The 12,557-nt window shown below is 49.3% G+C and carries 8 protein-coding genes; 7 read left to right on the top strand and 1 reads right to left on the bottom strand.

Annotated features, from left to right (window positions below):
• Window positions 1–215 precede the first annotated feature (215 nt).
• Window positions 216–446 carry a hypothetical protein gene (locus GRF55_RS09395; protein WP_220368157.1) on the top strand — a complete coding sequence of 77 codons (231 nt, stop codon included), beginning with the start codon at window positions 216–218 and terminating at the stop codon, window positions 444–446.
• 77 nt (window positions 447–523) lie between these two features.
• Window positions 524–3,022 (top strand): hypothetical protein, encoded by a 2,499-nt coding sequence (locus tag GRF55_RS09390; protein ID WP_220368156.1) that lies wholly within the window; start codon window positions 524–526, stop codon window positions 3,020–3,022.
• Window positions 3,023–3,225: 203 nt separating this feature from the next.
• Here the strand turns inward: GRF55_RS09390 and GRF55_RS09385 are convergent, their stop codons facing one another.
• Window positions 3,226–4,659 (bottom strand): CCA tRNA nucleotidyltransferase, encoded by a 1,434-nt coding sequence (locus tag GRF55_RS09385; protein ID WP_220368155.1) that lies wholly within the window; start codon window positions 4,657–4,659, stop codon window positions 3,226–3,228.
• Window positions 4,660–4,963: 304 nt separating this feature from the next.
• On the opposite strand from GRF55_RS09385, the gene GRF55_RS09380 reads away from it, so the two are divergent.
• The 5 genes from GRF55_RS09380 to GRF55_RS09360 all read left to right on the top strand — a co-directional run bounded on the left by GRF55_RS09380 (window position 4,964) and on the right by GRF55_RS09360 (window position 12,550).
• A complete protein-coding gene (locus tag GRF55_RS09380) occupies window positions 4,964–6,160 on the top strand; it encodes an efflux RND transporter periplasmic adaptor subunit (RefSeq protein WP_220368154.1) in 1,197 nt (398 codons plus the stop codon).
• Window positions 6,161–6,188: 28 nt separating this feature from the next.
• Window positions 6,189–9,431, top strand: coding sequence for an efflux RND transporter permease subunit (locus GRF55_RS09375; protein ID WP_220368153.1), 3,243 nt, complete (start codon window positions 6,189–6,191; stop codon window positions 9,429–9,431).
• A gap of 6 nt (window positions 9,432–9,437) precedes the next feature.
• Window positions 9,438–10,826 carry a TolC family protein gene (locus GRF55_RS09370; RefSeq protein ID WP_220369692.1) on the top strand — a complete coding sequence of 463 codons (1,389 nt, stop codon included), beginning with the start codon at window positions 9,438–9,440 and terminating at the stop codon, window positions 10,824–10,826.
• Between the two features lie 27 nt (window positions 10,827–10,853).
• The gene (lpxA, locus tag GRF55_RS09365) at window positions 10,854–11,633 is read left to right on the top strand and encodes an acyl-ACP--UDP-N-acetylglucosamine O-acyltransferase (protein WP_220368152.1); all 780 of its coding nucleotides are present in this window, start codon (window positions 10,854–10,856) and stop codon (window positions 11,631–11,633) included.
• Window positions 11,634–11,797: 164 nt separating this feature from the next.
• Window positions 11,798–12,550, top strand: a complete 753-nt coding sequence (locus GRF55_RS09360) for a polyprenol monophosphomannose synthase (RefSeq protein WP_220368151.1) — start codon at window positions 11,798–11,800, stop codon at window positions 12,548–12,550.
• Window positions 12,551–12,557 lie beyond the last annotated feature (7 nt).

The following is a 12,557-nucleotide window of genomic DNA, read 5'->3' as shown; positions in this document are numbered from 1 at the left end:
ATTTCTCTATAAAATAGATTAAGGTATTAAACTTTTATTTTATCTTTGCATCCCGAAAAGTGAGTGTATTTTCAATTGTTAATATTCTTTGCCGAATGTTTGGTGGTTGGAAGATGCTCTCTGACTGCGATAACGCAGTGTCCCTCCCTGTTTCGGAATGGAGCATGGAGGTAAAATAAACTAAAGACAAAACAACATTTTTAAAATACAGTGTTATGAAAAGAAAAGCAATGTATATGAAACCCCTTATGGAGGTTGTACATGTAGAGGAAGAAGCTCCGTTGGCAAAGTATTCAACTCAAGGCTCTGGCGGTGCTGGTGGCTCTGTTCCCGGTGGTGGCGTTGAGGAAGCAAAAGGGTTCACCTGGGAGGATATGGAAGGTGACAACTCTGATGATGACACGTCTAAAACAAATTTTGCGTGGAGAGAATTCAAAAAGCAATAAATGCTATCTTTTAGACAGAATTTCGTAGTATTTAAAAAGTAAAACATATAATTTAAAAGACGATGAAATCAAAGAAAATGTATAGCTTGTGGATGATGGCTGCGATTGTGGCAATGTCCTTTATAGCTTGTTCTGAAAATGTGGAGCCAGAAAAAACCACATTGGATCATTCGAAAATGACATGTTTCGGTTCGAGTGAAGTTGTTACGCCCGCTGTCGTTGCAAGCGTTGACGGTTCAAATGATGGACCCAGCTTCCTGAACGGCCTGAAAAAAATCGCGATGGCTGCCAATGGAAAATTTTCATGGGTAGAAGGCGACAATATTTGGGTAAATAAAGATGGCGAATGGGTTAGTTCGGTTGATATGCAAATCAAAACTGACGACAATTGGGCTGACTTCTATTTCGACGGTGGCTATTATGACGAAACCTACGAGGTGCGTTATACTGGAACGAGTGAAGACCCGAATGTGGTTACTATTACTTCTGAACAGGTACAAAAGAAAGCCAACAACTCTGAGCACTATGCTGCTTGCGGTGATGCTGCATGGGGTGTTGCAAAGAAACTGGGTGAGTTGAAATACCGTTTCAACTTCAAAACCGGTAAAATCAACTCTACTGACGAAGATGAATATCTGGGTAACCACGAGGCTTCTTATATTTATTTTGAGCCGCGTACAAATGTTGCTCCAGCAACTGAGTACTGTCGAGTGAGGAAAGTCAAGATTACTGAATTGCAAAATAAAAACATCTGTGGAACGTATAACTTCAATAAGGAAGGTGAAAATTACCAAAAATTGAACGACGAAACACGTACCTCAAATGGCGGAAACGTCATCACTGTCTATTGTGGAGAAGACGTGCAGAAAGTTGACAACGGCGAATTGTCTCCAGCAGTAGCACAAAACAACGGATTCCCCATCAAGGAAGTGAGAGACCCAGATAAAAACCGTGCTTTCATGGTCTTGCAACCAGGAAACTATAAGTTAAAGATAGAGTATGAAGTAGCTCTTTATCTGGAACAAACTACAACACACGGTGCGCAGTGGACACCTTCTTATGAGGAGAAAATCACTACGATAGAGAAAACTTATGATATTATTTGTGAGCCCAATACCTATTATTATATGAGACATAGGTTGGATATTACTGATTCACCTACGCAATTAGTATTCCCGTTCAAAGAATATTATATGTGGGGAGCTACGGATTGGTTCTGGAAAGGTGCAGAAAATTTAGGCATCCCATATCCTGTTCACAACGATGCGTACCAGACTGATGGCGCTCCGACCGAAGACCAAAAACACTCAAATAGCTGGTTCTATAACTCTTATCAGGTAGAGGATATTTGCGTTTGGTCATTCAATGGCGATAATACGCACATGTATATTAATAGAAGTCAGGACGCAAGTAGTAGATTGAAAGCAAAAATACGTAAAGGTAAGCGTCGTGACCAACCGGCAGAAAAAATCTGGAAAGATAGTGTGTTAAATGCTAATGAAATGAGTTTCTATGTTGTATTCGGTGACCCCTATTACGACAATAAGACACCATGGATTCTCGAAGAGTATAATGGTGGCGGAACCGTATGCTATGGTGGTGTATGGCTCTTGAAGAAAGATAAGATTATAAGTGGACCGCTGGCTGCTTATAATGCTGATAAACCAATTGATCAGATAGTTTATTGGCCAAAGCATGATGACAGTTCTCCTAATGATGTGGAAAGTTTAAGTGCGCCATATCCAACCGATGCACTCGACCATTTCGATGTTGACGAGGATACCAAAAACTTTATTCGGTTGAAGATGATGGGTCAGCAATACAACCTGCGTTATATGGCACCTCCGTTCAACTTCCGCAAGCGTTATAGTAATGATGGAAGAATGGCAACTTGTTGGAGACCAGACCAAGACGGGAAAAACATTGATGACTATTTCTTCGTACCGTGTCTCGGACGATTCGAATATGATAATGAGCAGACGGCAGTAAAGACAACAGTTAAATATCCGATTGCTTATAGCGACCAAGTGGGGGAGGAGACAACAGAGGAGATGTTGATAGAAGGTACTGGTGAACCAACGCTGACGCTTGTAGGCTCGCAGGGCTATTATTGGACAAGAACTCCGTTGATGTTTAACTATTTCGGAAACTCCAGTACTAGTGGAAATGACCAGAATGAGCTATATGGTACCCGTTTCTATAAATATACTTATGACCAAAACGGAACCCTGACAAGCACAAATAGTCATTTGGATTATTATAATTTTAATTATGCTGATTATCAGCGTTATTGGGAATTGAAAGGGAAAGGCAGTTCGCGGACTGCTGCTGAAGAAGAAGAGTATCAGGATTTAATAAAAGGTAAAAAAGGCGGTTTCTTAAACTTCGGTCCAGGACTGTCACAAAATGCAATTCGTAATGTATTCCGTTTTGCAAACTATGGCACATGGAACGATAATGCCTTCTATCTCAATATCCACCACGATTACCTCGGATTGAGCTGGCAGCAGCACAGCATCTATGTGAAGACTGGTATGCGTAGAGCAACGACAGGAAAGAATGGTATCTTTAAGTAAATCCCGAATATAGAAGATGAAGAGACCCTGGGCGTAATTGCTCAGGGTCTTTTTTGTTAACCGCCGATTACACAGATTGTTTATTTGCGGGCGGATACGCCGATCCGCCCCTACATCACAAATGAATGAAGAATGATGAATAGAGATTGTTTTCCCCCGTCAGGCGTTCCCTCCCCATTTGGGGGAGGGTTAGGGAGGGGCCCTCATTTGGCGTCGAGTCCCATTTGTTTAGCCTTTTTCTTCAGCAGTTCCATGAGTGCTTCCCGCTCGTTGGGCACGCGGTTATCGAGCACGGCATCCTTGAGGCATTGTTTCAGAGCGCCAACCTCGATGCCGGGGCTCAGATGGAACATTTCCATAATTTCGTTGCCGTTGATGCACGGCTGCAGAAGCCGTTTATAGTCTTTCTCTTTCAGGTCAGTCAGTTTCTCGCGCACGATGCGGAAATTCTCCCGGAACTGTGCCTTTCGCTGACTGTTCTTACTGGTGATGTCGGCTTCGCAAAGCGTCATAAGGTCGTCGATGTCGTCGCCCGCATCGTTCAGCAAGCGTCGCACGGCACTGTCGGTCACACCATCGTCGGCAATGGCGATGGGACGCATGTGCAGGTCGACCAGTTTCTGCACATATTTCATCTTTGCATCCATCGGCAGCTTTAGTCTGCGGAAGATGCCCGGCACCATCTTTGCCCCGATGAAGTTATGGTTATGGAACGTCCACCCCGCGAGGTTGTCCCACCGTTTGCTCTTTGGTTTCCCGATGTCGTGGAGCAGAGCCGCCCAGCGAAGGTAGAGATTGGAGGAGGCTTTTGCCACATTGTCCAACACTTCGAGGGTATGATAGAAATTGTTCTTGTGGGCACGCCCGTTGCGGGTCTCCACGAGGTCGAGCTGACAGAGTTCGGGCAGGATGATTTGGAGCAGCCCACAGCGATAGAGGTCGTACAGGCCTTTGCTCGGTGTGGCGGTCATCATGATTTTGTTCAGTTCGTCGGCGATGCGCTCCCCACTGATGATGTGCAGCCGTTCGGCATTCCTTTCGAGTGCGTCGAACGTCTCTTCTTCAATCATGAAGTTCAGCTGGGCAGCGAAGCGTATGCAGCGGAGCATGCGCAACGGGTCGTCGGAGAAAGTGACATCAGGGTCGAGCGGTGTGCGTATGATGCCGTCCTCCAGGTCGTCGAGACCTCCGAACGGATCGACGAGTTCGCCGAAGCGCTTTTTGTTCAGGCAAATCGCCATCGCATTGATGGTGAAGTCGCGACGGTTCTGGTCGTCCTCGAGCGTTCCGTCCTCCACAATCGGTTTCCGCGAGTCGTGGCTATAGCTCTCCCGCCGAGCTCCGACAAACTCAATTTCAAGCCCTCCTTTTACTTTCACCTGCGCCGTTCCGAAATTGCGGAAGACGGAGAGGATTGCCTTTTTCCCCAATCGTTGTTTGAGGGCTTGTGCCACGGCGATGCCGCTGCCCACGACCACCACGTCAATATCGTTCGACGGGCGTTCGAGGAAGATGTCGCGCACGTAGCCACCCACCACATAACACTCCACCCCCATCTCGTCGGCGACGGCGGAAATCGTGTGGAATATCGGCTGGTCTAACAGTTGCGCCAGTTCGGCATCGGAATATAGTTTCATCGGTTGTTCACGCTTTCTCGCTGCAAAGGTAAGAAAAATCTGCGATTTCTGCAAGAATAAAGAAAACTGGCTGGGAATTCTGGGAACACTTAATCTTAATTCTTAACTCTTAATTTTAATTTATTACTTTGCCCTGATGGTGCTTGTGTGCGCCATGAAAACAGTCGAATATTCGCCAATATATGTTAAATGTGAAGGCAAAAATGTGGTTTTTTGGAAATAACCTATTATTTTTGCACCTTGAAAAACTTAAATACAACAAAGAAGTTTTCAGATAACGACAAAATTAAAACATATTATTGAGATGAAAAAAGACAGAATTTTGCTTGTGGCAGCGATGGCAGCCCTGTTGGTTTCCTGTGGTGGAAAGAAGGGTGGCATGCCCAATTTTGGCGACAATGAGTTTCCCGTGAAGACGGTCGGCACGTCGAATGCCGACTTGCAGACGTCGTATCCGGCAACCATCAAGGGTGTTCAGGACGTGGAGATACGTCCGAAGACGACTGGGTTTATCACCCGCGTGTATGTTCAGGAAGGTCAGTCGGTAGGTGCCGGTCAGATGCTCTTCGCACTTGACGACGGTCCGTCGCAGGCACAAGTGCGCCAGGCGCAGGCTGCGGTAAACACGGCTCGTGCGCAGGTGAATACGGCGAAGCTGACTTACGACAACAGTCAGAAACTGTTTGAGAGCAGCGTCATCGGAAATTATGAACTTCAGACGGCAAAGAACACCTATGAAAGTGCGCAGGCACAGTTGGCACAGGCGCAGGCTTCCCTTTCGGCAGCGCGCGAGGCGCTGAGCTTCTGCTATGTGAAGAGCCCTGCAAGCGGCATCATCGGCAGTCTGCCGTATAAGGTTGGAACGCTGGTGAGCCCCTCGGTTCAGCCCGCACTGACCACGGTTTCGAACAACAGCGTGATGGAAGTTTATTTCTCGATGGCGGAAAAAGACATGCTGGAGATGTCGAAGACCTCCGGCAGCATGAAGAATGCGATTGCCGAGTTCCCCGAAGTGAAACTTCAGTTGGCTGACGGTACGATTTTCAACCAGGCGGGACACGTGTCGAAGGTGAGCGGTGTCATTGATGCTGCCACGGGTGCCGTGTCGATGATTGCCCGTTTCCCCAACCCCCAGGGGTTGCTGAAGAGCGGCGGTTCCGGTTCGATTATCATTCCGAAAACCGCCTCCAACTCCATCGTCATTCCGCAGCAGTGCGTGATGGAGGTGCAGAACAAGTATTTCGTGTATGTGCTCGGAGCGAAAAACAAGGTGAAATATACTGAAATCACGGTGGCTCCGCACAATGATGGCATGAACTATGTCGTGACGAGCGGCCTGAAGGTCGGCGACAAGTATGTGACCAACGGACTGACGAAGCTCAGCGACGATATGGAAATCAAACCCATCACCCCCGAGCAGTATGAGAAAAAGGTGGCAGAGGCAGAGAAACTGGGTGAGAACCAGAGTTCTCCGAGCAAGTTCGGCGATGCCATGAAATAAATGATAAGATAACCAAAGACGAGAAAACATGACATTTACAACATTCATAAAACGTCCGGTACTCTCGACGGTTATCTCCGTGCTAATCGTCATTCTGGGATTCATCGGACTCGTATCGCTGCCGATAGAGCAGTATCCCGACATCGCCCCGCCGACGGTAGTGGTCTATACCTCCTATCAGGGTGCCGATGCCGAGACGGTGAAAAACTCCGTGCTCGCACCGCTGGAGGAGAGTATCAACGGTGTGGAGAACATGACCTACATGACGTCGTCGGCATCCAATGCCGGTTCGGCGAGCATCCAAATCTATTTTCGTCAGGGAACCAATGCCGACATGTGTGCGGTGAACGTGCAGAACCGTGTGAGCCAGGCGCAGGCGTTGCTGCCTGCCGAGGTGACGCGCGTCGGTGTGACCGTCATGAAGCGCCAGACCTCGCAGGTCATCATGTACACGCTGACCTCCGACGGTCGCTATGACGACGAGTTCCTGACCAACTATGCCAACATCAACATCGTGCCGGCGCTGAAGCGTATCCAGGGTGTGGGTGACGTGCAGTCGCCCGGTATGAAAACCTATTCGATGCGTATCTGGCTGAAGCCCGAGGTGATGAAGCAGTATGGCTTGATGCCGACCGACATCACCGGTGCACTGGCAGAGCAGAACGTCGAGGCGGCTCCCGGCGCGTTCGGTGAGCAGAGCAACGTGGCGTTCGAATATACCATGCGTTACCGCGGACGACTGAAGACCGCCGAGGAGTTCGGCAACATCATCATCAGCAGCGACCAGAGCGGTCAGACGCTGAAACTGAAGGATGTGGCGAAGATAGAACTGGGCGGATTGCAGTACAGCGTGTCCATGAAGAACAACAACAAGCCCTCAGTGATGGGTATGGTGCAGCAGATTGCCGGTTCGAACGCGACACAGATTGCCAGCGAAGTGAAGAAAGAGTTGGAGAATCAAGCCAAGAACTTCCCGCCGGGCATGGTCTATAAAATCAATTACGACGTGACCGAATTCCTCTTCGCATCTATCGAGGAGGTGGTGAAGACGCTGTTCATCACGCTGTTGCTCGTATTCCTCGTGGTGTATGTGTTCCTGCAGGACATCCGTTCGACGTTGATTCCGATGATTGCCGTGCCGGTATCGCTCATCGGTACGTTCTTCTTCCTGAGCATTTTCGGCTTCTCCATCAACCTGCTCACGCTCTCGGCATTGCTTCTGGCGATTGCCATTGTGGTGGACGACGCCATTGTGGTGGTCGAAGCCGTGCATGCCAAGCTCGATATGGGCTATAAGAGTGCACTGACGGCAAGTATCGACGCGATGAATGAGATTTCTGGTGCGATTATTTCCATCACGCTCGTGATGGCATCGGTGTTCATCCCGGTGTCGTTCATCGGCGGAACGTCCGGAACGTTCTACAGGGAGTTTGGTGTGACCATGGCGGTGAGCATCTTCATCTCAGCTCTGAACGCCCTGACGCTGTCTCCGGCACTTTGTGCCATCTTCCTGAAACCGAAGAACGAGGACGGGACGGAGCGCAAGATGAGCCGCGTGGAGCGATTCCACACCGCTTTCAACACCTCTTATGAGAAGATACAAGGCAAGTATAAGAAGAGCGTGGAGAAGCTCGTGCGCAAGCCGATGGCTATCGGCATCGCCGTATTGATAGGTATCGTTGCCCTGGTGGTTACGATGAAAACGACGAAGACCGGTCTGGTGCCCGACGAAGACACGGGAACACTGTTCTGTATGGTCAGCATGCCGCCTGCAACCAGCGTGGCACGCACCCAGGAGATTATCGACCAGGTGGACTCGATGCTGGCTTCGAACCCAGCCATTCAGAGTCGCGAGCAGTTGCAAGGCTATAACTTTATTGCCGGTGCCGGTTCAGACCAGGCGACGTTCATCATCAAACTCAAACCCTTCTCCGAGCGCAAACCGGAGATATCCAGTTTCAAAGACTGGCTGATGTCGTGGGTCATCAATCCGATGGACGCCAACATGGTGCTGGGTATGATTTATAAACAGGCAGCCCAGATAAAGGATGCGCAGATTCTGGCGTTTGCCCCGCCGATGGTGCAGGGCTACTCGCTGTCGAACGGTCTGAGCATCGTGATGGAAGACAAGACCGGCGGCGACCTGACCAAGTTCTATAACATCACCATGCAGTATCTGGCAGAGCTGAACAAGCGTCCGGAGATTCAGATGGCGATGACCTCTTACAACCCGAACTATCCGCAGTATATGATTGACGTGGATGTGGCAAAGTGTAAGCAATCGGGCATCTCGCCCTCCTTGGTGCTTACCACGCTGCAGGGATATTACGGAGGTCTGTATGCTTCGAACTTCAACGCCTATGGTAAGCTCTACCGTGTGATGGTGCAGGGCGACCCCGAAAGTCGGAAGACTCCTGAAGGGTTGAACAGTATCTATGTGCGCACGCCGCATGGCATGGCTCCTATCAATGAGTTCTGCTCCATGAAGCGCGTGTATGGTCCTGCCAACATCAACCGCTTCAACCTCTTCACCAGTATCAACGTGACGGCTACCGTCAACAGCGGCTATTCTACGGGTGAGGCTATCAAGGCGGTGGAAGAAGTGGCACAGGAGATGCTGCCGCAAGGATATACCTATGAGTTCTCCGGTCTGACCCGTGAGGAAGCCAGCTCGACGAACTCGACGGCATTGATTTTCGTGCTCTGCTTCATTTTCATCTACCTGATTCTCTCAGCGCAGTATGAAAGTTACATTCTGCCCTTGTCGGTGGTTCTCTCCGTACCGTTCGGACTGGCAGGGGCCTTCCTGTTCACGCAGTTGTTCGGTCATGCCAACGACATCTACATGCAGATTTCGCTGATTATGCTGATTGGTTTGTTGGCGAAGAATGCCATCCTGATTGTGCAGTTCGCTTTGGAACGCCGCCAGACGGGTATGGCAATCTTATGGTCGGCAGTGCTCGGAGCTGCAGCCCGTCTGCGTCCGATTCTGATGACCTCGCTCGCAATGGTGATCGGTCTGCTCCCGATGATGTTTGCTTCGGGTGTGGGCAAGAACGGAAACCAGACGCTCGGTGCCGCCGCCGTCGGTGGTATGTTGATAGGTACGATCTGTCAGGTATTTGTAGTGCCCGCATTGTTTGTCATCTTTCAGTCCCTGCAGGAGAAGTTCACACCGTTGAAATTCGATGAGGAAGAAGATGCCGACCTGGCTGGCGAACTGGAGCAGTATGCAAGTGGTCGTCCCGTAGATTATAAACTGGAGGAATAAGCTATGATGAAGAAAAAGAATATCCTACTGATTGGGCTTGCGGCATTGACCGTTGTCAGTTGTAAAAGCCTGTACGGAACCTATGAGCGTCCGGATGTGAAGACGACAGGTTTGATTCGTGACGCAGTATCCGTTTCCGATACGCTGCTGGCTACCGACACGTTGAGTTTCGGTAACCTGCCGTGGCGCAGTGTGTTCACCGACCCGCTGCTGCAACGCCATATTGAGACGGCGCTTGGAAACAACGTCAATATGCTCAATGCTGCACTCAACGTGAAGATGGTGGAGGCACAGCTGAAGGCAGCCAAACTGGCGTTCCTTCCGCAGTTCACCTTCACACCGCAGGGAACCATAGCCTCGTGGGACGGCGGCAAGGCATCGAAGACCTATCAGTTGCCAATCGCTGCCAGCTGGAATGTCGATTTGTTCGGCAATCTGCTTTCGCAAAAGCGTTCGGCACAAATGGCGCTCCTGCAGACAAAAGATTATCAGACCGTTGTGCAATGCAATATCATCTCGAATGTTGCCAACATGTACTACACCCTTCTGATGCTCGACAGTCAGCTCAATATATTGGGCGACATGACAAGGCTGACGAAAGATACGTGGGACTTGATGAAGCTGCAGATGGAACTGGGACGTGCCCGCTCGACGAGTGTGCAGAGTGCGGAAGCGAACTACTATTCCGTTCAGGCACAGACTGCAGAGATGAAACGGCAGATACGCGAAGTGGAAAACTCACTTTCGCTGCTCCTCGGACAGCCGGCACAACAAATTCCGCGCGGAAAGCTTGAGGAACAGTCGCTGCCGAGCGAGTTCTCTACGGGAGTGGGCATCCAACTCCTTGCCAACCGTGCTGACGTGCATGCGGCGGAGATGAATCTGGCACAGTGTTTCTACAACGTGCAGACAGCCCGTTCGCGCTTCTATCCGAGTCTGACGATTTCACCCTCAGGTACGTTTACCAACAGTGCAGGAGGCGGAGTCGTCAATCCTGGAAAATGGTTGCTCTCGGCTGTTGGAAGCTTGGTACAGCCTATCTTTATGAAAGGACAGCTGACGGCAGGGCTGCGTGTGGCAGAAGCTCAATACGAGCAGGCTTACAACACTTGGCAGAATACTGTTTTGCAAGCGGGCAGTGAGGTGTCGAACGCTCTTGTGCTATACAATTCGTCGAACGAAAAGAGTGCGTTGGAAACCCAGCAGATAGACGTGCTGAAGAAGAATGTGGAGCACACACAGTTGCTCTTCAAGAGTTCCGGCAGCAGCTATCTGGAAGTGATTACGGCTCAGCAGAGTCTTCTCAATGCGCAGTTGTCGAAAATCACCGATGACTTCCATAAGATGCAGGCGGTGGTGAATCTCTATCAGGCATTGGGTGGAGGTGCTAAATGAATTGATAAACGATAATAGAAAGTAATTATGGCAAGTGAAATAAGTGCAAGAGCAGAAATCGCCCCGAGAGCGAAAATCGGCGAGAACTGCAAGATATTTCCTTTCGCATATATCGAGGGAGATGTGGAAATTGGTGACAACTGCATCATCTTTCCGTTCGTAAGCATCCTGAATGGCACGCGAATGGGGAGTGGTAACAAGGTGCATCAGGGCTCTGTTGTCGGTGCCCTGCCACAGGATTTCAACTTCCGCGGAGAAAAAACCGAGTGTATCATCGGTAACAATAATATCATCCGCGAGAATGTGGTCATCAACCGTGCCACGCATGCTGGCGGTCAAACCGTGATTGGCAATGACAATGTCCTGATGGAAGGTGCGCATATTTCCCATGACACCAAGGTGGGCAATGCGTGTGTATTCGGTTACGGTACGAAGATTGCCGGGGATTGTCTGATTGATAATGGTGTGATTTTCTCGTCCAGCGTCATAGAGAATGCCGGTTCACGGGTGGGAGAAGGTGCCATGATACAGGCAGGCACCACTTTCTCGAAGGACGTTCCTCCTTATGCCATCGTGAAGAGTAATGCTACTTATGGCGGAGTGAACACTGTGATGTGCAAGAACTACGGGATAGACGAAAAAGTGCAGAAGCATATTGCTAATGCTTATCGCCTGATGTTCAACGGACAAATCAGCGTGTTCGATGCGCTTAACCAGATTAAGGAACAGATTCCTGACAGTGAGGAAATCCGCAAGGTGATTTCCTTTATCAGTGGAACGGAAAAAGGTCTTATAGGAAAAATGTAGAGGCTTCGTGCTTTTTTACATTTTGTGGTGGGAAGGGCTGGCTGTTTCGGTCAGCCCTTCTGTGTTTTCTTTTTCTGCTATTTTTATTTATAATGTCCGCGCTTTTCCGAAAATAATCAGTATATTTGCAGAAAATTGAAGATTGAAACGAAAAAAAAGAGTGCATGAGTACAAGTGATAGTGTCGTGATTATTCCGACGTATAATGAGAAAGAGAATATCGAGAAGATTATCCGTGCCGTTTTCGGTCTGGAGAAGGTTTTTCATATTCTTATTGTGGATGACGGTAGTCCTGATGGAACGGCAGGGATTGTCCGACGGCTCATGGCTGAATCTTTTCCCGATCGCCTCTTTATCATCGAGCGAGAGGGAAAGCAGGGTTTGGGAACGGCGTATATTACTGGTTTCAGATGGGCATTAGAGCATGGTTATGACTATGTTTTCGAGATGGATGCCGACTTTTCTCATGACCCGAATGATTTGCCTCGTCTTTATGATGCTTGTGCGAAAGAGGGGTATGATGTGGCTATCGGTTCGCGCTATGTGAGTGGTGTGAATGTTGTGAACTGGCCTATCGGTCGTGTTTTGATGAGCTATTTTGCTTCGAAGTATGTGCGTTTGGTGACCGGTTTCAAGATTCACGACACGACGGCGGGCTTCAAGTGCTATCGTCGCCGTGTGTTGGAAACGATAGAGCTCGACAAGATTCGCTTCAAAGGCTATGCTTTCCAGATAGAGATGAAGTACACCGCCTATAAGATTGGTTTCCGCATCAAGGAAGTTCCAGTGGTGTTTGTCAACCGCCGGGAAGGTGTGAGCAAGATGTCGGGAGGCATTTTCGGCGAGGCGTTTTTCGGTGTGATGCGTCTCCGTTGGGACGGTTGGTTCCGTAAGTATCCGAAGATGCTCGAAGCGTAAGTGTTGT

Origin of the sequence: Prevotella sp. Rep29, assembly GCF_019551475.1 — a bacterium.
Classification (GTDB): Bacteria; Bacteroidota; Bacteroidia; order Bacteroidales; family Bacteroidaceae; genus Prevotella.
Note: the sequence above shows the minus strand (reverse complement) of the source record. Positions and strands in the feature narration are given on the sequence as shown.

Bases quoted from the DNA above. Each gene is read 5' to 3' on its own strand.
- GRF55_RS09395 (WP_220368157.1), top strand. From the start codon at position 216: ATGAAAAGAAAAGCAATGTATATGAAACCCCTTATGGAGGTTGTACAT.
- GRF55_RS09390 (WP_220368156.1), top strand. From the start codon at position 524: ATGTATAGCTTGTGGATGATGGCTGCGATTGTGGCAATGTCCTTTATA.
- GRF55_RS09385 (WP_220368155.1), bottom strand. From the start codon at position 4,659: ATGAAACTATATTCCGATGCCGAACTGGCGCAACTGTTAGACCAGCCG.
- GRF55_RS09380 (WP_220368154.1), top strand. From the start codon at position 4,964: ATGAAAAAAGACAGAATTTTGCTTGTGGCAGCGATGGCAGCCCTGTTG.
- GRF55_RS09375 (WP_220368153.1), top strand. From the start codon at position 6,189: ATGACATTTACAACATTCATAAAACGTCCGGTACTCTCGACGGTTATC.
- GRF55_RS09370 (WP_220369692.1), top strand. From the start codon at position 9,438: ATGAAGAAAAAGAATATCCTACTGATTGGGCTTGCGGCATTGACCGTT.
- lpxA (WP_220368152.1), top strand. From the start codon at position 10,854: ATGGCAAGTGAAATAAGTGCAAGAGCAGAAATCGCCCCGAGAGCGAAA.
- GRF55_RS09360 (WP_220368151.1), top strand. From the start codon at position 11,798: ATGAGTACAAGTGATAGTGTCGTGATTATTCCGACGTATAATGAGAAA.